17 protein-coding genes and 1 pseudogene are annotated in these 23,172 nt (G+C 37.6%); 10 read left to right on the top strand and 8 right to left on the bottom strand.

All coding sequences use genetic code 11. The annotated features are described in order from the left end of the window. Positions 1-329: 329 nt before the first annotated feature. The 4 genes from H8S52_RS11250 to H8S52_RS11235 are packed head-to-tail and all read right to left on the bottom strand — an operon-like array spanning position 330 to position 3,306. Positions 330-1,316 (bottom strand): BT4734/BF3469 family protein, encoded by a 987-nt coding sequence (locus H8S52_RS11250; protein ID WP_186905495.1) that lies wholly within the window; start codon positions 1,314-1,316, stop codon positions 330-332. Between the two features lie 12 nt (positions 1,317-1,328). Beyond that, positions 1,329-2,516, bottom strand: a complete 1,188-nt coding sequence (locus tag H8S52_RS11245) for a phage/plasmid primase, P4 family (protein WP_186909838.1) — start codon at positions 2,514-2,516, stop codon at positions 1,329-1,331. Further along, positions 2,485-2,925 (bottom strand): hypothetical protein, encoded by a 441-nt coding sequence (locus H8S52_RS11240; RefSeq protein ID WP_186909837.1) that lies wholly within the window; start codon positions 2,923-2,925, stop codon positions 2,485-2,487. The genes H8S52_RS11245 and H8S52_RS11240 overlap by 32 nt, the downstream gene beginning before the upstream one ends. A 12-nt stretch (positions 2,926-2,937) precedes the next feature. Next, positions 2,938-3,306: a helix-turn-helix domain-containing protein gene (locus H8S52_RS11235; protein ID WP_004291651.1), complete on the bottom strand. Its 369-nt coding sequence runs from the start codon at positions 3,304-3,306 to the stop codon at positions 2,938-2,940. Positions 3,307-3,524: 218 nt separating this feature from the next. Between H8S52_RS11235 and H8S52_RS11230 the strand changes: the two genes are divergently transcribed. Further along, positions 3,525-4,202 carry a hypothetical protein gene (locus tag H8S52_RS11230; RefSeq protein WP_186909836.1) on the top strand — a complete coding sequence of 226 codons (678 nt, stop codon included), beginning with the start codon at positions 3,525-3,527 and terminating at the stop codon, positions 4,200-4,202. Between the two features lie 287 nt (positions 4,203-4,489). Here H8S52_RS11230 and H8S52_RS11225 read toward each other — a convergent pair whose 3' ends face one another. The 4 genes from H8S52_RS11225 to H8S52_RS11210 all read right to left on the bottom strand — a co-directional run bounded on the left by H8S52_RS11225 (position 4,490) and on the right by H8S52_RS11210 (position 8,776). Further along, on the bottom strand, positions 4,490-5,143 hold the full coding sequence (locus H8S52_RS11225; protein WP_186909841.1) for a hypothetical protein: 654 nt from the start codon (positions 5,141-5,143) through the stop codon (positions 4,490-4,492). An 83-nt stretch (positions 5,144-5,226) separates the two neighbouring features. Beyond that, the gene (locus H8S52_RS11220) at positions 5,227-6,468 is read right to left on the bottom strand and encodes a hypothetical protein (RefSeq protein ID WP_130057459.1); all 1,242 of its coding nucleotides are present in this window, start codon (positions 6,466-6,468) and stop codon (positions 5,227-5,229) included. Between the two features lie 352 nt (positions 6,469-6,820). Further along, positions 6,821-7,327: a hypothetical protein gene (locus tag H8S52_RS11215; protein WP_186909835.1), complete on the bottom strand. Its 507-nt coding sequence runs from the start codon at positions 7,325-7,327 to the stop codon at positions 6,821-6,823. A 225-nt stretch (positions 7,328-7,552) separates the two neighbouring features. Further along, the gene (locus H8S52_RS11210; RefSeq protein WP_186909834.1) at positions 7,553-8,776 is read right to left on the bottom strand and encodes a site-specific integrase; all 1,224 of its coding nucleotides are present in this window, start codon (positions 8,774-8,776) and stop codon (positions 7,553-7,555) included. Between the two features lie 587 nt (positions 8,777-9,363). Here H8S52_RS11210 and H8S52_RS11205 point away from each other — a divergent pair. The 9 genes and pseudogenes from H8S52_RS11205 to H8S52_RS11165 all read left to right on the top strand — a co-directional run bounded on the left by H8S52_RS11205 (position 9,364) and on the right by H8S52_RS11165 (position 23,133). Beyond that, the gene (locus H8S52_RS11205; protein ID WP_005798232.1) at positions 9,364-9,687 is read left to right on the top strand and encodes a type II toxin-antitoxin system RelE/ParE family toxin; all 324 of its coding nucleotides are present in this window, start codon (positions 9,364-9,366) and stop codon (positions 9,685-9,687) included. Next, positions 9,677-10,792, top strand: coding sequence for a HigA family addiction module antitoxin (locus H8S52_RS11200; protein WP_025076463.1), 1,116 nt, complete (start codon positions 9,677-9,679; stop codon positions 10,790-10,792). The genes H8S52_RS11205 and H8S52_RS11200 overlap by 11 nt, the downstream gene beginning before the upstream one ends. Before the next feature lie 494 nt (positions 10,793-11,286). Then, positions 11,287-11,628 carry a hypothetical protein gene (locus tag H8S52_RS11195; protein ID WP_186909833.1) on the top strand — a complete coding sequence of 114 codons (342 nt, stop codon included), beginning with the start codon at positions 11,287-11,289 and terminating at the stop codon, positions 11,626-11,628. Positions 11,629-11,686: 58 nt separating this feature from the next. Beyond that, a pseudogene (locus H8S52_RS11190) lies at positions 11,687-12,606 on the top strand (transposase). 821 nt (positions 12,607-13,427) lie between these two features. Next, on the top strand, positions 13,428-14,999 hold the full coding sequence (locus tag H8S52_RS11185) for a glycoside hydrolase family 43 protein (protein WP_255470048.1): 1,572 nt from the start codon (positions 13,428-13,430) through the stop codon (positions 14,997-14,999). Between the two features lie 39 nt (positions 15,000-15,038). Next, positions 15,039-17,582: a glycosyl hydrolase 115 family protein gene (locus H8S52_RS11180; protein ID WP_370527582.1), complete on the top strand. Its 2,544-nt coding sequence runs from the start codon at positions 15,039-15,041 to the stop codon at positions 17,580-17,582. Between the two features lie 35 nt (positions 17,583-17,617). Then, positions 17,618-17,935 (top strand): hypothetical protein, encoded by a 318-nt coding sequence (locus H8S52_RS11175; RefSeq protein WP_186909842.1) that lies wholly within the window; start codon positions 17,618-17,620, stop codon positions 17,933-17,935. Between the two features lie 431 nt (positions 17,936-18,366). Further along, positions 18,367-21,510, top strand: a complete 3,144-nt coding sequence (locus H8S52_RS11170; protein ID WP_186909832.1) for a TonB-dependent receptor — start codon at positions 18,367-18,369, stop codon at positions 21,508-21,510. 24 nt (positions 21,511-21,534) lie between these two features. After that, positions 21,535-23,133, top strand: a complete 1,599-nt coding sequence (locus H8S52_RS11165; RefSeq protein WP_186909831.1) for a RagB/SusD family nutrient uptake outer membrane protein — start codon at positions 21,535-21,537, stop codon at positions 23,131-23,133. Positions 23,134-23,172: the final 39 nt, after the last annotated feature.

Raw genomic sequence — 23,172 nt, 5'->3', positions numbered from 1 at the left:
AATATCTGCGCAGGCAACACGAGGCTGGCTAGCATGTTCAAATAATCGTTTTTCATAATGCGAAGTAAGCAATACTTCACGAGTATAAAAAATAATCCCCGCTAAAAATCTACTGAGCCACAATTTGCACACAACCTTTGGAAAGTCGTGATAATCAATGATAAACGTGACACACCGGTAAATGATATTCTTTTTCTTTTAGTTTCTTCTATTGGCAAGAGTTCTCTCCGATTTATGCCCATGATGAGGTTTTCGCATATAATTTGCACAAACGGATATAAGAAAAGAGATAAGCTACACACCGGTAGTCATCCCTTTTCTTCTCAAAATTATTTTTTGATTGGGGAAATGAGCTTGTATTCTGCGGCTATTTCAAATAAGCGGTCACTATTATATCGATACCGTCCAATTATCATAGCGGAATATTCCCTATCAGTTTCATCATAATCATAATTGGGATAAAAACTACTGACCTTATGAAATAAAGCCCTACCTTCCTCACCAAACATATTCTTAATGATATTGCCAATGGCAATCCAATCATTGTAATAATAAGTAATATCCACTTGATTTCTAGTTATTTCACTCAATAGCCGCTCAACTTTTTGTTTCTTTGTTAAAGGAGTGGCGCTTTCCAAAACAAAATTATTTGGACGAAGAAAGGTTTCTATCGCGTTGGGAATAAGAAGCGTTCGAGGTTTAGGTGGTTTCGTTTTATATTTCTGTTTTGGCTTATAAATATATTCCACTGCATTTGATTTTGTTTTTGGCTTAGACGTATAAACTTCCGCATGTTTATTGACATACGGTTGCGTATCATGCGAAAGGAAGCGTAAACGGCATATATCGCCACAACTTTTGTCTATAATGATACCCATTTCTTCAAAATCGTTTTTTATGGCTTCAAAGACATTCTCATGATTAGTAGGGTCCGCATAAGGAATGATACAGAACAAGCCATTTCCGCTTGCAGACAATCCACAATACATAATATAAGGCAGTTCACCCAACTTAATCTTAAGGTCTTCTATGTTTGATATTGACGGGTTATCTTTTCCGTCAATATCAATACAAATCAAATTCGTATACTCGTAAATTTTTTCAGTTCGTCGTTCAGAACAAACACAACTGACTGTTATTGCAGGAAGAAGTTTTTTCAACTCTCGCCGTTTCATCGAATCAGATTCATTCCGAAGTTCTTTGATTAAAACAGTACGATAGTCCTCTAAGAACAACCAATCCCATAAGTTCACTACTCCGCTTGCATAACGACTTTGCGCACTTTCAAACATTGATACTTTTATGATATTTTCCATATTTCTTACTTTTCACTGGCCATCAGGCAATGAATTTTCTAAAAATTGTCTAGCGATATTGTTACGTTTCACAAAAATATAATTATTGCCACCGCCACCTTTCTGAATCTCAAATTTCAGACTCTTTATGCGGGTCGAAAATTCTTTTTGTCCTACAGGTATCAGCTTCTTGATGTGACAATACGCTTGATATTCTTCTCTAAATCTTTTCAACAAGATTTTATCATTTCCTGACGTGGAAGGCAAATATTGTTTTTCTTCAAGGAATTGTGCCACACTATCAGACTCAAATCTCATTTCCTCAAGAAGTTCTTTTGCTTTTGGTGATTCTGTAAATTGCTGTTGTTTTAACAATCTGTCCAATCCCTCAAGCACCCAATTGAAAATACCGCTTAATTCTTTGGATATTATTCTCTCGGCGAGATGCTTATCTTGCTCTTCATCCGGAATAATAACTTCAAAGTTCAAGATTATAAACCTTCGCAAGTAGGCATGGGTAAATTCAATATTATTAGGAAACTTATTCGTATTGAACATGAACTTCCCGTAATGACGAAGTATAAACGGATGGCCGTAAGGAGAACGTGCATCAATAGGCTCATTGCTAATTAGCTTCTTAAATAAGTCTGGATTGATATTCTTTCCTCCAAGTTCCGAAGAATAGTTAAGCAGATAATTACCTAGCTGCGCCCTGAAATAGCCATTTTCATTGCACAAATTACTTATAGTATAGGAACAAGTGTTATGTTCTCCCAGCAGTGCTTGCACTATTTCAAATATGACGGATTTACCGTTGCTTCCTTCACCTTTCAGAATCAAGCACTTTTCCAATTTCAAGTTTTGAGTAAAAATATATCCCAAATATTCTGCAAGAATCATTTGTGATTCTTTTTCAGGCAAAACCTTATTTAAAAAAGCCTTAAATTCATCACAAGTCGCTTCAGGATTATATTCAAAAGGCAATTGGTATTTAAAAAAATCCCGCTTGTCAAAGTCTCTCAACTCTTGTTTGTCCTTTGAAATGACAAATGTCCCATTCTTTAGATTAATTTTCACCTCATCTTTTTTCTCATTCAAATCCGGTACAAGAGTGCAAAGAGCGACAAATTGGTTATACAATCTCTCAAGATTCCTACTCAGTCTTATATCATAATAATTGAAGCCCGCCTTATTTGCTGCTACAGCAAGAAATTCCTTCAAAAGTGGACGGGTTATGTTTTTTCCAGTAACAGCCCGTATAAATATATGGCTGAATACTGTCCGGCTCAATGCCGAGCCCCAATTTAAACTCATCCGCATTCTTCAATAATTCTTCTATCAATATAATATATTTGACTTCATCATCCGGTTCGAAGCTCATTAATTCTCTTTTTTCATTTTCTGACAATCCCCCGTTGTTTTCTTTCCTACGTAGTTCTGAAAGTTTTTCAAGTTTTTTATCATCATCAAGATGATAAATAACCGGATAATCTATTTTAGAAGATATATCTATTATTTTCTTCAATGTTTCCTCTTGTTGTACTTGCTTCAAAATATCTCTTACATACCGTTTCAAGCCTTTTGCTGTTTTATATGGATGATTTATCATCGGGATATTATTACTATTCATATTATTTATCTCCTATCTTTTTTGAGCCGATTTTATAATTAATTGTATTGATTGAGTTGAAAGATTTTGGCTCGTTTTGTCTTCCTCCTCAATTTGGTTGTTTAACCATTTATCCAATTCTTCAGCAAAGAAATACAGATTACGTCCTGACCTGTGGCAAGGTATATTGTCTGTCGCTGATAATTTATAGAGTTTAGATGAACTTAATTTATACCCTTGTTTTTGGATATATCTTAAAGCTTGCTCCTTATTCAGCCACTTTGGTATTTCTTCCCTTTTTTCTATTCTGTTCATCAGAATATTTTTTATCTCCGATATTTCCTGAATCAGATAATCTATCCGTTCCGGCAACGTGTCATAACTTGTTTTTTGATGTTCCATACCTTTTGTTTTTTGTTTCTGGTGCAAAGTTCGCCAACTTTTGAAAGGGCATAAAAAGGCACGTTCAGGCACATTTAGGCACGATTGTATTAGATTAATTATTAATCGGTTACATGTATTATCGAAAAGGAATTATTGATTTTGGCACGTTCAGGCATGAAATATATTTGATTAGTTGGCTACGTTTTGTATTTTTGTCATAAACATCATGTAGTAATATGGCAAAGAAAAGAATACCGATAGACAAAGAGAGGTTTGAAACTTTAAAAAACGAGTTAGTAAGAGTTTCTAATATAGATTTGAGTTCAGATAATGCATACTCTGACCTATGCGATTATATAAAGAAACAGAGTAATACCAATTTTCCTCTCCCAAAATATGAAGACGGAAGCATTATCCAGCAATCTGAAACTATCAGCGTTGATACATTACGTCGTTATTGGGGAGATAAAGATGCAGACAAGGAAAGAAAGCCGGATGTTGGAAAATTATCTTTCATGGCTCGTGCTTTAGGATATAAGGATTGGGAAACATTCTGCCACGAATACAAACAGACCAATACGGACTTTGACATAGAGAAAGGATTCAATGGAATGGACTATTTCAAGTTTTCATCATTGCTTGAAGGTGAAATCGTCTGTATCGGCTGGTATCCTCAAAAATATTGCAGATTGAAGTTTTTAGGAGAGTACTCTTTTGAGGTCGTTGAATCCTATAGAATGAAAAGTGAGGTTGGACGCAAATTTGAAACTTCCGGTTTTCGTCTCGCCCAAATATCAGACAAAGCTATTTTTCCAGAAGTCTTAATAGAGCCATTATATGAATATCAAGAAGATTTATGGAATGCCATAGAAAACTTTGATATAAAGAATTGCCCTACAGAAATCCTTTTATAAGAAAAGATAAAAGTGAATAAAGTGAGTAAAGTGAACTATATTTTTATAATAGAGCATATTCTTATTTTATAGACCATATAACGATATAAAACTTTATACTTTTTATAAAATATAGTTCACTTTACTCACTTTATTCACTATGTAATATTTTTCTACTTTTATTTATTCTTTCATATTCGAGATATGCTCGTGCTTCTTTATACCGAGTATTAGAGGCAGGAGAAAAGCACGATACAGGAGACGAAAACAGCCTTATTTTTGGTATGGGAAATATAATAATCTTACGTCTATTTGGAAGCGAAAAGGATATGCAGAAAATCGTTTATTCTTGTGAAAAAACTATTGCGTTTCGTGAGTTTCATATCGCCTTCTCCTAAAAGTAGCCACCTTGCATTTATAGACGGAAAGGCAATCAGTATCTTTTGCACAATCCAGACGGTAGGAAGTTCTTTTCTTAATAAAATGTTCATCAGTATAGTAAAAGACAATCCCGTTCTTTGACAAAAATCAGAAACGGAAGGAGATTCTTTTTCGGCAACCTGTTTGATTCTGGCTTGTATGCCACCATTCAGAACATCCCAAAAGGACAAAGGCAAATTGATGTTCTTTATATGAACCGCTTCTTTGAATAACGGTGCAATCTCAAATGGCGAATGTTTGGATATTCCGCATCCTATCTCTGTAACTAAAAAAATATATTCCGGATGTTGTTCCGCATATAGCAGAAAATCATCAATATGTTTTTTAAGATTCTCAATGTGTTTGGAAGGTAGCGCATAGGTCTGCCCCTGTATTCCCACAGCCTGCCCCATAATAGCTCCGAATTTCATCGCTGTTGCTGCGGCATTTCCATTATGTACACCGTTTGAGTTTGAACCGAACACGAATATTTCATTTTCTTTCAGCTCCGTAATGTTGTAAGGGGTAATTCTGTTATTCATAATTTTAAAATTTTGGGTATAAAAAATCCCCTCATTGCACAAGCAATAAGAGGATTCTATAAGTGTATTACTCTCGATTATTATCAGTTCAACGAAATAAGATTGATGATTTTGTTCCCATTTTCTGCAACATTATCGATAACAACTTCATCTGTTTCTGTGATAGTTCCTACAACGTTAGCACCGTCCGAATATCTGAAACCGGTGAATGTGATATTAGAACTTTCAGAATTTGCCGAAAGACTTTGTATTTCATAATCCAAAATTTGAAACTGAGATTCTTGATAATCTTTCATTGCTATTTTTGAGAAAGTTGTATTGCTACGGTTGTACCATGCTTTATTTGTGCGAATATCTCCAATATTAATCTGCTTATCAAGTTTTGTACATTTTTCTCCGTCAAACTCATAATATTCATTCAGCAACAGTGTTTTGCGCACATGATTAGGAACAGCAAATTCCCCATACCCAGTGAATTGTTCATCAGATATGGTGCATATTGTTTTTTCTTCTAAGTCATTATTTCCAATAGTCTTATGTTGAATAATCGCATTATTGCGAATGGAATATAAATTACCGTTAAAGATGAATGTATAAGTATCTGAAATCGGATAAATTCTGCCACCCGGACATTTCACACGGCAATTCTGTTGTTGTTCTTGACTACTCCAATACACAACAAAACCATTATCGGTTACAGTGAAATTATTACATATAACTTCATCAGGTAACATTTTCTGCATTGTGAAATCTGAAACATTCAATTTGTATATTTGTCTATATTCTGGATAATTTGAATTAGAAGAAGAAGCAATATAAATATTTCCTTGATTATCCAATATTGTTTTCAATGAACCGTAATACAAATCAATATGTACATCTTTCGGCCATCTGTATAACTTTTCTGTTTGAACATCTACTATTGAGAGATACCTAATACTTTGATTGCTAACAGATATATATTCATCATCAGGGCCGGGTTTATAAAACAAATCAACAATATCTTGTTCAACAGGATTCACCAGAATAATCTTATCACTCAGTTTGACAACCTTACTAATACCAATATTATGGTCTTGACCGTCTTCTCCCTTGATTGACAACTTTACCTCATTGCCTGATAAATCAAGTTTGTAATAAGAGTCGTCCCCTGTTGCTCTTGTTGCGGATGATTTTTGATAAATCATCTTGGCGTCACTCACATTCAAATTCGTAAGGTATTTATAACCTTCTTCATAATTGATATTGCCACTACCGGAACCACCGTCATCACTACATGCAGTAAATAAAGCTACCGCACCTAACATTAATAAAAATTTCTTCATAATTACCAGAATGTCGTTTCTCCCTTAGCCCCAAATCAGAAGAGTTTATAAATGCAGAAAGCGTGAGGCCATTAACTTATTTTATACGACGGGCTCTGGTAAGACCTTGAACTAAAACAAGCAACAGTCCCCACGCCATATACGGATATGACGCGAGAGATGTCAACTTATTCCCGTTCTACAGATAGTTTACCAGACTTCGTCGTAGAGAATCAGTTAAACACTTTCGTGTACCTTAAATTTCTAATATGTCCGCCATGTTGCCATGACGGTACAAAATTAGAAAAAATAAGGCACATCACAAAGTTACATCTCATAAAGAGACTGTTGCAGGTTACAAAATTAGATATTCTTATTCATTCAGCATTTCATCAATGGCGAATTCGTGAAGTTCATGCTCCAGCTCCATTTCTTTAAGCCGTTCTTCTTTCTTCTGAAAATAATCATCGCCCAAACCTTTTTCTTCGAGTGTCTTGTCGAATTTATCAAGTATTTCATCTGAAACACATTCTTCATCGTCATTATCGATTGATTCATCCAATGCGGAAAGCATATCCTCCATTGTGTATTCCTGTTCTTGTGAAGAAGTATCTTCCATTAATGAAAACTCTGTATCATCCTCACAATCAATATCCGGCCCTAACATATCTATAAGCTCATCGATTGTATAATCTTTGTCTTTAAAAGAATCTTTCGTATTTTCTTCTTTGACAATCGGCTCTTGAACACCGGTTTCCTGTATGCTTTCTTTTTGAGCAGACATTTTAGTCTTTGGTGCTTTCTTTGAAGATTTCTTTTTAGTCTCTACAACTTCGGCAGTCACCGGTTGTTCTTCTTCTACTTTTTTCTTTCGTGCCATAACTTTATTTATTTTTGAATTTAGTAATACTCCGAATACATGAATCATCGGACATTACATATATCCTCTTTTTTGTCGGAATATAAAAGAAAAAGGTATTTTAACTATATTCTTAACCAGAATTAAGCTCTCGCACCGGTAATTTTGCATAAAGAAAGCCCGATTCCCTAATGAATAGAATTACCGGGCAGGAAAGTAAAAAGAGCCCCATATAAGCTATATAGGCTACAAAAACGAGGTCAAAAGGTTAGTGTTCTTAGCACGCTCCTCTTTCTCGAAACTCGCCAGATATGCTTCCGTAGTCCTCAGGTCGGTATGTCCTAAAGATTCACTTATATAAGAGATATTGGCTCCGCTTCGTTTCAATACGGTAGCGTATGAGTGCCTTGCGGTGTATGTGGTGATATTGCCTATACTCAATTCTTCACCTATCAACTTCATACGCTTGTTGATTCGCTTGACAACATCACGTACAATCGCTTTACGCTCTATGGCTGTCTCATGCCCTTTCATATAAGGAAATATGTAATTATCGGGTAACGGTTTGTTGCCCCACTTGTCAATTATTGCCTGTAATTGGGGAGAAACAACTGCACGTATCTCTTTCCTATTCTTTGTCGTGCGCTCTGTTTTCTGTCTCACAAAACATATTTCACCGTCCACAATATCCGAGAACTTCAATTTCAGCATGTCTGTCGGATTGATACCGTTGCACAAGTAAATGAATATCCAGAGGTCTTTATATCTGTTAGTGGTTTCATTTTCACTCTTATAATCGAAAATGGCCTTCAACTGTTTCTTTGTCAATCCTTTCTTTCTTCCGATACCGGTCTTTATCTCGAACAGACCTTTTCCGAATGGGTATTGCGATTCTTTGATAACGCCGGCTCTCTTGGCTTCATTCATCAAAGTACGAATATTTCTCATGTGCATACCGATTGTAGAAATACTTCTCGTTTTCGACCAAAGTCTTTCGCATTTTTGTAACCATTCAACCGTAACAGTACTAAATGGAATATCTTTGCCGCCGACTTCCTCAACCATTACCAATGTAGTTTGATAGAACTGCATTGTCCCGATTCTTTCTTCGTTTTTCAGTTCCTCAATCTTAGCTCGTATGGCACTGTTCAGAGTATCACCGGTAGCTTTTCCCAAACGCAAATTGAGCGTATTAAAAGAGAATGTTCCTTTCTCTGCCAAAGCTTCAACATTCATACGGACTAAAGAAAAACTACTTTCAATGGCTTGTCTGATTTTCTTGCTTTCAGAAGATTTGCTATCCGGGAGTTTGTTCCATTCTTCTTTCGTCATGCAGATACCAATAGAATAATACTTGGGCTTTCTTTGATAATAAACCTTGATTTTAATAGGATATTTGCCTTCTTTGTTGGCAGTACGTGCATCAAGTACCGTAGAGACTACGATACCGTCTTTTGAAAAATTATACATGGTTTTAGTGATTACCCGCAAGCGGAATTGCTTACGATAGTCTATATATCCTCATTTGAATGGAAATATAAACGTTTTGAAACCTTTTGAATATTGGTTTTGAGTAGTTTAGACATTAGTTTCAAACGGTTTAAAACGATAATAGCAAAACATAGTATATATATTAGTCTGTAAATAAGAATTATACGCTTCGCTCATTTCAAGAACATTATTGAGAAGTATCACTAAAAGTCGGAAAAATACAGCTATCGATAAATAGATAATAAAAGTTAAACATTCAAAGCCATTGAATCCGATTCTTCTATTTTAAAGAGTTCGCATTGATTTTCAAATTATGTTTGAAGATTCCGAGCATAAAATAAACATAGAAAATAGAATAAGTGCAGCATATTAATTGAATTAAATGGTTTGCCAATCATTAACACACCAATAATTTTGAAAAGATGTTTTTCACGAAACAATATATCCTTTTTTATTGTTTATTTGAAAAACAATATCATGTAATTATCAAATTTGATAATTTATTCTATGATATATATTATCATAAAGAATAAAATACTTATCTTTGCAGAAAGATAACGAATTGCATGAATATCTATACAGAAGATGAAGCACTAATTGAGTTATTGGAAGAGGGTTGCACCAATGACAAAAGATACAAGAGACTTCCTAAGGATGTAATCAAAGGTTATATAAAAGCATATAATCATCTAAAAGCAGCCACAAGAATAGAAGATTTATTCAGAATCGGAAGTCTGCATTATGAACGATTGAAAGGTGACTTAAAAGACTTTGAATCGGTTAGATGTACCGGACGTTGGAGATTAATATTTCAAAGTTCCACAATAGACGGTTCATTGATAATTACTGAAATAGAATTAATAGAAATATCCAACCATTATGGCGACTAAAATCAAATTAAACGATTGCGTACCTTGTATAGCCATTCATCCGGGTGAAATCATTAAGGATGAATTAGATGCAAGAGAAATGAAGCAAAAAGAATTGGCTTCACTTATGAGCATGCCTACTTCCGTACTCAATGATATTATAAAGGGACGTCGTGCTGTAACTCCTGAAGTTGCTGTTTTGCTACAGGAAATTTTAGGAATAGATGCTTCATATTGGTTATCACTACAAAATCAATATGATATAGACCAAGCAAATATAAATAAGAAAATAGTAGAACGAAAAAAGAATATTGAGATATGGAAAGTAATTTCTCAATATTGTTCTGTCAAATATTTCGAGAAATTAAATGTTATTGGAACGAAAATATCAGAAAACATAAAAATAATATATTCAATTTTCGGCGTAACTTCAGTTGAAGAACTAATAGCTTCGTTTTCTTCAGAAAAGGAACTTTCTTATTTTAAGAAATCTGAATGTTTAAAGAGCGACCCAATTAACATTTTCTCATGGAAACATTTTGCTTTCTATCAAAGTTCACAAATGCCGGATGTTGCCGATTTTGATGAAAACAGTTTAGAAAGACTTGTGCAGGAATTGAATCAAATGTTTGTTGTAAACATAAACACTATTGATAAGACAAAAGAAATTCTGTCACGATATGGAATTAAATTTATTATAGTGTCTAAATTCGACAAAACACCGATTGATGGATTTTCTTTTTGGCAAGGAAAAAATCCGACCATTGTATTAACATTACGATTAAACAAAATCGATAATTATGCTTTCGCTTTATTGCATGAGATATACCATGTTTATATGCATCTTATTAACAATAGAGAACAGAAATACATTGCCATAGAAGGAGCTGAAATAAATAAATGCGAGGAAGAAGCAAACAAATTCGCCAAGTGCTCTTTAATTGGTAAAGACCTATGGAATACATTCCTCAAACAACATTCCATGATTTCTCCACATGCAATGCAAATGAAAATAAAACAATTTGCTCATCAACATAATATCAATGAGGCTATTGTTTTAGGATTTTATCAGCATGATATTAATTTGTATTCTATTAAAAGCTCAATATCAAGAGAGATAAAATAGAATATTCAAATACATTTAGTATATTTGCAATTAATATGACCTCCCACGCTTCCCATTTGAATAGCGCACCCGGGGAGGTCTTCGAGTTTTATATAAGATGACAAGCTTCCTATTATTGATATAACCCAATATTACCGTACAAATCTAATTGCACACAATTTGCACACATCTTAGGAAAATAGAAGAAAACAAGAAATATTATTTGAAAAGGAAATATTATCTTTGGGCTTGGAAATCAAGATGTATGGATATGAAAAGATATAAAATACAAATCGCTGAAAATCAAATATTTGCGACTCATAATCTGGAGGTCCCTGGTTCAAGCCTAGGCTGGTCCACAAGATACAAAACAAAGAAAACCAAGCCGTTACAAATAACCTTGTAGCGGCTTTTTTCTTGCACGCTGAAACTCCTTGTATACAATTTGCGGGTCAATGTAAAAACCTGAGGGGTAAATTTATAAATTGTTATCTTTGTCTCCAAATTCATAGCTTATGGAATTAAACGGTTATCGCCTTCTTCTTCCTGAAGGCACTTTAGACTACTTTGATCTTGTTGATGTGAAGGAAAGCGTAAATGAAGTTGTGTTCTACCTTGAGGAGAAAAATATCGTTCCTGAGAAGTATACAGATCAGGATACTGAGAGTAAAGGCTTTTATGACCCTGTTATTGTTCAGGATTTTCCTCTCCGTGGCAAGAAGGTCTTCCTTAATATTCGTCGTCGTCGCTGGCTCTTAAAGAAGCATAATGAGTATATCTCTCGTAACTGGCGTATGGTGGCTGAAGGTACTCGTATGACGCAGGCTTTTGCGTCTTTTTTAAAAGAACTATATTGATAGCTATCCGATCAGTTGCAAGCTCTTAGGTGTTTTATATGGGGTTGACGGGGATTTATTGGAGCGTCAATACCGTAACCATCTAAGTGGTTATCTCCATTGGGACCAACTTGTTCATGCAGAGGATTGGCTACTATTCGAAAAGAATATCGGTGCTTATCTCTGTATTGATGAGGTAGCCCTCTCGCGTGGAGAACTCTATACTGTACTGACCAATAAAGAAGCTCACGGTGGTAAAGGTAGTATGATTGCTATCATTAAAGGTACGGACGTTCATACGATCACTTCTGTCCTGCTTAAGCTCTCCCGTCGCCGCCGTTACCAAGTGCGCGAGATAACTTTAGATATGGCTCCTAACATGGAGCAGATTGCACGCATCTGTTTTCCTGCGGCCAAACGTGTTACCGATCGCTTTCACGTACAGAAGTTAGCTTATGAAGCAGTGCAGGAGATGCGTGTAAAAGCTCGCTGGGAGGCTTTGGATGAAGAGTCCACTCAGATTGCTTATGCAAAGGCCTGTGGAAAGATGTATCATGCACCTGTTTTCGCTAATGGAGATACAAGAAAGCAGTTGTTAGCGAGAAGTATTTATCTGCTTTACAAGAAGGAATCCTTATGGACTCAGTCTCAAAGAATACGGGCTGAAATTCTTTTCAAGGAATATCCCGATATAAAGAAAGGATATTATCTGTCTATGCGGTTAGGCTTAATCTATCATCAGTGTAAGTTTAAGGATATTGCTTTGACAAGGCTGGCAAGGTGGTATGATGAAGTAGATAAATCAGGTTCCTCACCTTTGGAAGGGTCGCACGTTCTATACAAACACATTATCTAGATATAATCAGTTTTTTTGAAAGGAGGGCAACCAATGCCGCAGCAGAGTCATTCAATGCTAAAATCAAAGCATTTAGAGCACAGTTCAGAGGAGTAAGAGATAGAGTTTTTTTCTTATATAGACTTGCTAAATTATATGCTTAAATATAAAATCCCTCAGATTGTTACGTTGACCCCAATTTGCACACAACCTTTGGAAAACGATGATAATCAATGACAAACGTGACACACCGGTAAATGATATTCTTTTTCTTTTAGTATCTTCTATTGACAATAGTTCTATCTGATTTAGACCCATGATGAGGTTATCTTTTTTCATCGCAATAAAATTGAGCGAGAAGTACATATCTCAACCCAAGCCGAAAACCTAATACATTTATTTGCTAAGAACACTCTTAAGCCAATTAAGCATATTAAGTTATAAAGTTTATACTTTATAAAAGAACGCCTCACCATTAAGCGATTTGATAACCTGCTTCTAAAGACCTCTGTAGAGATTTGTTATTGGAAAAACTGGCGAGTATACCCACTGAAGAATTAGCCAAGTTGTTTACACGAACATAACACGATTTTGAAGGTGATAAATTTTATAATTACATTTATAAATAACTAGTTGTCTACATATGTGTTACATGTAAGATAAGAAATGTAACGAAAAACGAGAAAGATGTAATATTAATGAAGGAATGTGTATCATGCTTTAAAAAGATGTATCAAACATTCTTTATATATTTGCAATGAGACCGTTAAGCTTGTTATACGAAGTCTGTGTCATGAAAAACATGGCTATGTAACACAGATCCTTGTTATATGAAAATTCACTTGTTCTTTGATAAATTATGCTTTAGCATGAGAATTTTACAAATCTGACATTAAAGTATGTAGTTTTAAGTTGATATAGCACTGACCGAAACTATATGAGGCACTATTGCAGGTTGATTATTCCATAAAAAATGATATTAGATATGAATAAAAAAAGTATAATAATTACAGTTAGCTTGATTTACTCTTTTATCTGTTGGGGACAAGGCTTTAAGAATCCGGTTCTTCCAGGCTTTCATGCCGATCCTAGTGTTTGCCGGGTAGGTGATGATTTTTATTTGGTAAACAGTACTTTCCAGTATTTCCCAGGAGTCCCGGTTTTCCACAGTAAAGATTTGATTCATTGGGAGCAGATAGGGGCATGTTTGACGCGCCCTTCTCAAGTAAATCTGGAAAACATGGATGGTAATAACGGTATCTATGCTCCTACTATCCGCTATCATGATGGGGTATTTTACATGGTGACGACTATTTTCCCTTCTCGAAAACATTTTTATGTTTATACGGATAATCCGGCTGGCGAGTGGTCTGATCCTATTATGATAGATTTTGTGACAGGTAGTTGCGATCCTACTCTTTTCTTTGATGAAGGTAAATGTTATTTTCTTTGGAAGGATGAGACAATTAAAATTTGTGAGATTGATGTCAATACCGGTAAACAGCTATCTGAGATTAAACGTCTGTGGTCAGGAATGGGAGGACGTTATCCTGAGGGCCCCCATCTATATAAGAAAGACGGATATTATTATCTGCTGTTGGCGGAAGGGGGAACAGAACATGGTCATCATGTGACGTTGGCCCGCAGTCGTTATTTGGAAGGTCCTTACACACCATGTCCATCGAATCCTATATTGTCCCATTTTAATAATGAGATGCAGAATAGTCCTATTCAAGGATTGGGACATGCTGATTTCGTACAAGCCCCGGACGGTTCTTGGTGGGTGATTTTTTTAGGCTATCGTACACATGGTTATTTGCAACATGTGATGGGGCGTGAAACATTCTTAGCTCCTGTGCAATGGGAGAAAGGAAGTTGGCCCGTTGTGAATAAGAATGGAACTGTTCAAATTAATATGGATTGCAAAACCCTGCCACAGGTGAAACTACCAAAAGATCCGGAAACTGATGATTTTTCTCAAACAAAGCTAGCGTGGTGTTGGAGTTATTTATGTAATCCGGTTTTTGAAAATTATTCATTGACAGAACGTAAGGGCTATTTACGTATGAAGGCAAGTGAGAAAACAATAGATCAGGTAGGAACACTGACTTTTATTGGACGCAGGCAAACTGAACCTCGTTTTCAGGCAACTACAGCTATTGATGTTTCTTCTCTAAAAGAAGGAGAAGAAGCTGGAATTACCGCTTACGCAGCTCATACTAATCATTATGATGTTGTAGTGGAATGTCGTGGGGGGAAGAAGTATGTCAAGGCATATATACGTATTGGACAAGTACGGCATGTAGAAAAAAAAATCTCATTGAATACGGACTTGATTTATCTTCGTATAGAAGGTGATTATAACTATTACCATTTGTCATATTCAGAAGATAATCATCGGTTTCTCCCTTTGGGTAAAATGGAGTATCGCTATCTTAGTACAGAAACCATCGGAGGATTTACTGGAGTTCATTTAGGGCTTTTTGCACAGCAGGCAAAAGGTAAGCCAGGTGGAAGTGTGGATGTGGATTGGTTCCGTTACAGTGTAGCAAAATAAGAAAAGATAAATATGTTCTATTAGAATAAAGAATAAGTTATGAGAGTCAGAACAATGTTTTTTAATTTGTTGTGTATGATAGTTTTGTTGCCAGCATCTCCTGCATGGGCAGCTGACACGTTTGTCGTTTTTAATTCGGATAATGCCAAGTTTGGCTTGGTTACTCCCCATTGTAAGGCATTTTCGGTTTTATGTGATAAGGAGGAACATAAAGGAGTCTTGACTGCCGTAAAGAATCTGCAGACTGACTTTCAGAAAGTAATTGCCGTACGTCCGGATATGGTGTACAGTACTGATGAGACAGTACGTGTCATTGTTGGCTCTTACGATAAAAGCTCATTTATCCGTCAGTTGTTGAAGGCCGGAAAGTTGGAAAACGATCTTCTGAAAGATAAAAATGAAAAATTCATCATAACTACACTTCATAATCCTCTAAAGGGGCTCGAAGGTGATGTCTTGCTCATTGCCGGAAGTGACAAGCGCGGTACCATTTATGGAGTTTATGAGCTTTCGCGTCAGATAGGAGTTTCACCTTGGTATTGGTGGGCGGATGTTCCCGTAACGCACCAAGATGCTATTTATATAAAGGACGGTATTTATACAGACGGAGAACCCGCCATACAATATCGTGGCATTTTTATTAATGATGAATGGCCTTGCATGGGAGGATGGACCACTGAAAAATTCGGAGGGTTCAACAGCAAGATGTATGTACACGTATATGAACTTCTACTTCGCCTGAAAGCAAATTTCCTGTGGCCTGCTATGTGGAGTGCAGCGTTTTATGCCGATGACCCGATGAATAGTCCGCTGGCTGATGAAATGGGAATTATAATCGGTACCTCGCACCATGAACCTATGGCAAGAAATCATCAGGAATATGCACGTAGACGTCAAGAGTATGGACCTTGGAATTATCAGACGAATAAGGAAAACATAGACCGTTTCTTTCGTGAAGGTATCGAACGCATGAAAGGCAAAGAAGAAGTGGTGACTATAGCTATGAGAGGCGACGGTGACGCTCCAATGGGTCCCGATACTGATACACGACTTTTAGAGAATATAGTGAAGGAGCAACGTAAAATCATTTCGGATGTTACCGAAAAACCCGCTTCTAAAACTCCTCAGCTTTGGGCACTTTATAGCGAAGTACTGGAGTATTATGACAAGGGTATGAAAATTCCGGATGATGTGATGATACTGCTTTGCGATGACAATTGGGGAAATGTACGCCGTTTACCGGATCTGAATGCCAAACATCATCCCGGTGGATATGGCATGTATTATCATGTGGATTTACATGGTGCACCTCGTGCTTACCAATGGTTGAACATGACACAGATTCAGCACATGTGGGAACAATTATATCTGACATATACCTATGGTGTAGACAGAATGTGGATCCTGAATGTGGGCGATTTGAAACCTAATGAGTTTCCTACGGACTTCTTCTTGAATATGGCTTGGAATCCGGAACGTTTTAATGCTGATAATTTGCAAGATTATACCCGTAACTTCTGTAAACAGCAGTTTGGAGAGAAATATGCAGCAGAAGCAGCTCGTATTTTGAATCTGTATTGTAAATATGCATCTAGAGTGACTGCCGAGATGCTCGATAGCCGGACTTACAATCTCTCCAACGGGGAGTTTAAGGCGGTGACAGACGAATTTTTGGCATTGGAAGCCTATGCTTATCGCCAGTTTCAGATTTTGCCCGATAAGTTGAAAGATGCTTATAAAGAATTGATACTTTTTCCTGTACAAGCCATGGCCAATCTTTATGAAATGTATTATGCTGTGGCTGTAAACCGTAAATTGGCTTCTGATGATGATTTGCGCGCTAATGAGTGGGCGGACAGAGTAGAATATTGCTTTAAACGTGATGCTGAGCTTTGTTATGATTATAATCACAATATTGCAGGTGGAAAATGGAACCATCTAATGGACCAGACTCATATCGGATATACTAGCTGGGATGAACCCAAGGGAGGTAATATAATACCTGAGGTGAAACGTGTGAATGCAAGCTCTTGCAAATCTGGAGGATATGTGTACGAAGAGACCCGGGGAGTAGTTGTTATGGAGGCTGAACATTTTGCGGAAAGCACTCAAGGAAGTAATACCCGATGGACAGTTATTCCAGATTTGGGACGTACACTCTCAGGGTTGGCATTAATGCCATATGATAAACCAGTGGAGGGTGCTTCATTAACATATCGGATGAATATTAAAACAGAATCAAGGGGAGTGCGCTTGCGATTGATTTTGGATAGCACATTGCCTTTTATAAAAGGAGGACATAGCTATGCTGTTAGTTTGGACAACGGAAAAGAACAGATTGTCAACTATAATTCAGATTTGATTTGGGCCAATTGCTATACAAAAATGTATCCTGCAGGTGCTGCTCGAATTATAGAGTCGATTGTGCATTTTCCCGATGTCAATTGGGAGAAAGGTACACATACACTGACCATTCGTCCGTTAGCTCCTTCTATAGTACTACATAAAATTGTGGTGGATTGCGGTGGAGATGAACCAAGTCGTTTAAATCTTATCGAAAGCCCTTATCGGAGAGAACAATAAGTATATTATACTTTATCTATTGATTAAAGCGCTCTATGGCTTATTTTTGTGGTCTAAAAGGGGCATCCTGTAAATACAATAAAATTGAAGGTGTGTCTTCAGATATGATAGTCTCAACCACAATCAAAGGTGCGCCCAATTATACAACTACCATCAATGCCTTAGTCCGTTTCATAGATAAAGAAGACAATAAGCTAACTATCTCTTACGATGATGGTTATTTAGATATTCTTACTATCAATGGACTTATAGCTAATAGATTGCTTCTCGCCTTTGAAGATTGGGACAATACGGATGACGATGGTTTAGAGTTGGACGATATTACTACAACTACTTATAAAAAGATTGGCTAATTATCAAACTAATTTAAATCAGAGCAGCATTTGAGGAAACTCTTATGCTGTTTTCCTTTTTATAAAGCTACTACAATTCTAAGAAATACTTCTATATATAACCCCATTCGCAAGAATGTTGCAGCAGTTTATAATATATAATCTTCTATTTCTTGAGCAGCTACAGCATAAATCGGTGCAAGTTGCTCAAAATAGGAATCTCTTGTAAAACGAGAGCCGTTGATGGTCATAGCTAATTGACCCACATTCCTTTTTCCGCAAATCTTAATGTAACATAATAATACTTTCGTGCCAATAGCTGTTTATTGGCTGCATCGCAGTTAGTTACAACTCCACATGTATGAATTTGTACTTTTTATGGACAATTACAGATTTCACATTTCTTATACAATCTATACATTTGCACATTCTAATTTTTTAATTTTATTTTTATGAGACCAAAAGTTATCTTAAATCTTTTATTCATCCTTTTCTGTTGTACAGCAGTACAGGCACAGACAGGAAGACAGATTACAGGTAAAGTAATTGATGCCATGGGAGAGTTGCCCGGGGTAAGTGTTGTAATTAAAGGAACAACCAATGGAACAACCACAGATTTAAACGGAGAGTTTAAATTGGACAATGTAAAAAGTGGTGATGTTTTACAGTTTTCATTTATTGGTTATAAAACGGAAAATGTCAAAGTAGGCAATCAAAGTAAATTTGATATTACAATGACAGAAAATACCCAAACCTTGGAAGAAGTGACCGTTGTTGCTGTAGGATATGGTGATGTCAGAAGACGTGACCTGACCGGTTCTATCGGTTCTGCCAATATGGGCGATTTGACCAAGACTCCTGTCAGCAATATTACCGAAAGCCTCGGAGGACGTATTGCCGGTGTACAGGTTTCATCCGGTGACGGTGGACCGGGAGATAACTTTAATATAGTAATCCGCGGTGCCGGTTCATTGACCGGAAGTACAGCTCCGCTTTACGTTATCGACGGATTCCCTTCCGAAAGTTCCGGCTTAGGATCAATAAATCCTAATGATATTGAATCCATAGACATCTTGAAAGATACTTCCGCCACAGCTATCTATGGAGCACGCGGTGCCAATGGTGTAGTTATCGTAACCACCAAAAAAGGCGGAGCTGGAAAACCTACCATTACATACAACGGTAGCGTAAAAGTAGGTCTTGTAAAAAACACACCGGAAGTGATGAATGCCTATGACTTTGTCATGTTGCAACAAGAAATCATGGGCAGCGGAGAAGAATTCCAGAAAAACTATATAACCGAACTTTATCCTACACTGGATGCCTATCACAATGCCCAATCTTACGATTGGCAAGATTATATCTACCGTACCGCTCTCAGCCATAACCATCATATATCCATGACCGGTTCGCAAGGCGACTTGAAATACACCACATCTTTGTCTTACGATGACACACAGGGAGTTATCATCAACTCCGGCGTAAAACGCTATCAAGGACGTGTGAACCTGAGCCAGAAAGTAAACAACAAACTGAAGATTGACTTTACAGGAAACTATGCCAGCACCGTTCAGGACGGTCCTACTGTATCAGGTGCCACAAGTTCCATGTCTACCGCCTATATGTATAGCGTATGGTCTTTCCGTCCGGTATCTCCTACTGGAAGTGATCTTCTCAACCAAATGTACGATGAGGGCGTCAATATGAGTGAAGACTACCGATTTAACCCCGTGAAGTCTGCTCAAAACGAATACCGTCATAAGACAACCAATAACCTCCAATTTAATATAGGTGCCGAGTATGAGATAATTAAGAAACTCAAACTGAAAGTTACAGCCGGATATACATCAACCGACTACAAAAACGAAGAATTCAACGGTTCTCAGACACGCACCGGTAACAGCCATCCCTCCAACACTCAAAGTAAGGGAATAAACGCTTATCTATACCAAAGCGAAGCAAGAAGTTACCTGAACGAAAATACACTCAGCTACCAGCTGAACAAGAACTCTCATAATTTCAATGCGATGCTCGGTATGTCTGTTCAGAAAAATACCAGCTATATACATTCTATACGGACGGAAAAAATCAGCAATGAATCTTTTGGCATGGCAGGACTCGATAAGGGAAGCACACCGGCCGTAAACTCTTCCAAAGGCGAAAACAAACTGATGTCTTATTTCGGACGTATCAATTATAACTACGACTCCCGTTACTATATAACAGCTACCATGCGTGCCGACGGTTCTTCCAAATTTGCCCGCGGCAACCGTTGGGGTTATTTCCCTTCCGGCTCTTTGGCATGGGCTTTTGCGCGTGAATCTTTCATTGCCGAAAATGCCAGCTGGCTGTCAAACGGTAAGCTGCGTTTCAGCTATGGCCAGACCGGTAACAACCGCATAGGCAACTATGACTATATGGCACACCTCATCACTGATGACGATCTTTACAAATATCCGTGGAACGGTCAGTTTGTACCGGGTTATGTATTGAGCAGCATGCAGAATGAAAAGCTGAAATGGGAAACAACCGAACAATTAGACCTCGGTTTGGACCTTGGCTTCCTCGACGGACGAATTAACCTGAATATGGACTATTACATCAAAACCACCAAGGACTTGTTGCTTGATGCCGATATATCTGCCAGCTCAGGCTTCTCTTCTGCTACCTTAAATGTTGGAAAATTGCGTAACAGCGGTTTGGAAATCACTTTGGAAACAACCAATATCAAAACTAAAGATTTCAGTTGGAATTCCAGCTTCAACATCGCTTTCAACAAGAATGAAATCATAGCCTTGAACTCAGGACAACCTTATATGACTAGCTATATCAGTTGGGATAACAAATATAAAACCACTCCGGCATATATCAGCAAAGTAGGTGAATCTGCCGGTAAAATGTACGGCTTCATCTATGACGGAACTTACAAATACGAGGACTTCAACAAAACAATAGATGAAAACGGCAAAGAGGTATATACCTTAAAAGAAGGCATCCCGTATTACGTAGCCGGTACTCAACCGGGAGACCCCAAATACCGTGACCTGACAGGTGAAGGCGAAATCAACGATAAGGACAAGACCACTATCGGTAACGGTCAACCCAAACACATAGGTGGTTTTACCAATAATCTGGTTTGGAAAAACTTCGACTTGAACATCTTCTTCCAATGGAGCTATGGCAATGATATTCTCAATGCCAACCGCATGGTGTTCGAAAACCCTGCTGCCAAACAAAATACCAATATGTTTGCTGCCTATACTAACCGCTGGACTCCGGAAAACCCCACCAGCAACATACCGAGAGCCCGGGCGCAAGGTTCCAATGAATACAGTTCACTCTATGTGGAAGACGGCTCTTTCCTGAAACTCAAGAACATCTCATTGGGATATAATTTCGAGGCAAAAACACTGAAGCCCTTGCATATAAGCAGCGCACGTGTTTACCTTTCTGCCGAAAACATTGCCACTATCAGCGGTTATTCCGGAAGCGACCCGGAAGTTTCTACCCGTAATTCTCCATTGACACCGGGCTTTGACTGGTCTCCATACCCTCGCGCCTTCAGTATGTCATTGGGATTAAATGTAACATTCTAACCAAATATTAAAAATGAGACTGATATGAAAACAGTATATAAATTATTCCATGCAACAGTTTTAACATTATGCTCTGCCATAATGCTGAGCTCCTGCGACAGTTTTTTGGATACAAAGCCTTATGATTTCACCGCTCCGGAAACTTTTTACTCCAATGAAAGTGAATGCACGGCTGCTTTGGTCGGAGTCTATTATACTTTGGTCTACGAGAAGGTATACGGAAACAATTACTCATGCATGATATCCAACATAGACGACCTGAGTTACTACCAGCGCCAAAGCGGACAATTGGCAAGTCAAGTCTATGGCAACGACCATAATCCGGGAAACCAACATGTATGGGGTACATGGGAGACTCTTTACAAAGGAATCAACAATGCCAACGTTTTTCTTGAGAATGTTGACAAAGCCGACATGGATGAAAGTGTGAAAACACGAATGAAAGGTGAAGCTAAATTTCTCCGTGCATATTTTCACTTCCTGTTAGTACAAGGTTGGTACGAAGTACCCATCCGCAAGACCTCATTCAAAGATGTGAATAATTCATCCATAGAAGCAACTCCCCATACCGATGCTTTGGATTGGATTATCGGAGAAATGGAAGAATGCGTAAACTTGGTTGATGACCAGACCTATGATAAGTCTCCCTCTTATATCAAAAAGAATACAGTAATGGGTATCCTTGCCCGCGTATACTTGTGGCGTGCCGGATATCCCGCCAACGGCGGACAGCCTTATTATGCCAAAGCTGCATATTGGGCCAATGAAGTGAAAAAGTCGAATAAGCATAAGATGAATCCGGATATCTATGCTATCTGGAAGAACATGGCAGCCGACAAATATGATACCGAATACAATGAAAGCATCTGGGAAGCCGAATTTATCGGTAACCGTACTGCCGACGGCATAGGAAACTATACAGATGGGCGTATAGGAAATGTTATAGGCAATCTTCAAAAATGCACCAAAGCTACCGGTAAGGGATACGCCTATGGCTTTTATGCAGCCACTCTGATACTTTGGGATTTATTCGAAGAAAACGATAAGCGCCGCGACTTGTCCATCGCTCCTTATTGGTATGATGTAAACGACAACAAGAAAACATGGACAAACAAACAGATTGTCCAACGTTCATGTGGAAAGTTCCGCCGCGAATGGGAAACCTCTTCTATGAAAGAGAAGAGTTATACTCCTGAAAACTATCCGATTTTACGCTATGGTGATGTCCTTTTAATGCTGGCTGAAGCAGAAAATGAAGCCCATCAAGGACCTACGGATTTAGCATACGAATGCATTAATGAGATACGCCAACGTGCAGGCATATCCAAATTGGAGGGTTTGTCCTATACAGACTTCCAACAAGCCGTCCGTGACGAACGTGCCCGTGAGCTCTGTTTTGAGTCTCTGCGGAAATATGATCTGGTACGCTGGGGTATTTATGTAGAAGCCGTACACGACAAATTAGGAGCTGCGACTCAAGATAAACGCTGGGCTACAGGAAACCAGTTTATCGGTGCACGCGATTATGCAGCACGTACACAAGAAAAACACCAGTTCCTCCCCATTCCGACAAAAGAACTGGATGTAAACGGCAAATTGGAACAGAATAAATATTGGCAATAACCTAAATAAAAGAACTACAATTCTTCTAACCTTCAACTT

The organism is Bacteroides sp. NSJ-48 (assembly GCF_014287405.1).
In the GTDB taxonomy this organism is placed as follows: Bacteria; Bacteroidota; Bacteroidia; order Bacteroidales; family Bacteroidaceae; genus Bacteroides; species Bacteroides stercoris.
This window is presented reverse-complemented; position numbering and strand designations above follow the sequence as displayed.

Bases quoted from the DNA above. Each gene is read 5' to 3' on its own strand.
- H8S52_RS11175 (WP_186909842.1), top strand. From the start codon at position 17,618: ATGGCTTATTTTTGTGGTCTAAAAGGGGCATCCTGTAAATACAATAAA.
- H8S52_RS11165 (WP_186909831.1), top strand. From the start codon at position 21,535: ATGAAAACAGTATATAAATTATTCCATGCAACAGTTTTAACATTATGC.
- H8S52_RS11215 (WP_186909835.1), bottom strand. From the start codon at position 7,327: ATGGCACGAAAGAAAAAAGTAGAAGAAGAACAACCGGTGACTGCCGAA.
- H8S52_RS11225 (WP_186909841.1), bottom strand. From the start codon at position 5,143: ATGAATAACAGAATTACCCCTTACAACATTACGGAGCTGAAAGAAAAT.
- H8S52_RS11230 (WP_186909836.1), top strand. From the start codon at position 3,525: ATGGCAAAGAAAAGAATACCGATAGACAAAGAGAGGTTTGAAACTTTA.
- H8S52_RS11235 (WP_004291651.1), bottom strand. From the start codon at position 3,306: ATGGAACATCAAAAAACAAGTTATGACACGTTGCCGGAACGGATAGAT.
- H8S52_RS11170 (WP_186909832.1), top strand. From the start codon at position 18,367: ATGAGACCAAAAGTTATCTTAAATCTTTTATTCATCCTTTTCTGTTGT.
- H8S52_RS11205 (WP_005798232.1), top strand. From the start codon at position 9,364: ATGAATATCTATACAGAAGATGAAGCACTAATTGAGTTATTGGAAGAG.
- H8S52_RS11210 (WP_186909834.1), bottom strand. From the start codon at position 8,776: ATGTATAATTTTTCAAAAGACGGTATCGTAGTCTCTACGGTACTTGAT.
- H8S52_RS11200 (WP_025076463.1), top strand. From the start codon at position 9,677: ATGGCGACTAAAATCAAATTAAACGATTGCGTACCTTGTATAGCCATT.
- H8S52_RS11180 (WP_370527582.1), top strand. From the start codon at position 15,039: ATGAGAGTCAGAACAATGTTTTTTAATTTGTTGTGTATGATAGTTTTG.
- H8S52_RS11195 (WP_186909833.1), top strand. From the start codon at position 11,287: ATGGAATTAAACGGTTATCGCCTTCTTCTTCCTGAAGGCACTTTAGAC.
- H8S52_RS11220 (WP_130057459.1), bottom strand. From the start codon at position 6,468: ATGAAGAAATTTTTATTAATGTTAGGTGCGGTAGCTTTATTTACTGCA.
- H8S52_RS11250 (WP_186905495.1), bottom strand. From the start codon at position 1,316: ATGGAAAATATCATAAAAGTATCAATGTTTGAAAGTGCGCAAAGTCGT.
- H8S52_RS11240 (WP_186909837.1), bottom strand. From the start codon at position 2,925: ATGAATAGTAATAATATCCCGATGATAAATCATCCATATAAAACAGCA.
- H8S52_RS11185 (WP_255470048.1), top strand. From the start codon at position 13,428: ATGAATAAAAAAAGTATAATAATTACAGTTAGCTTGATTTACTCTTTT.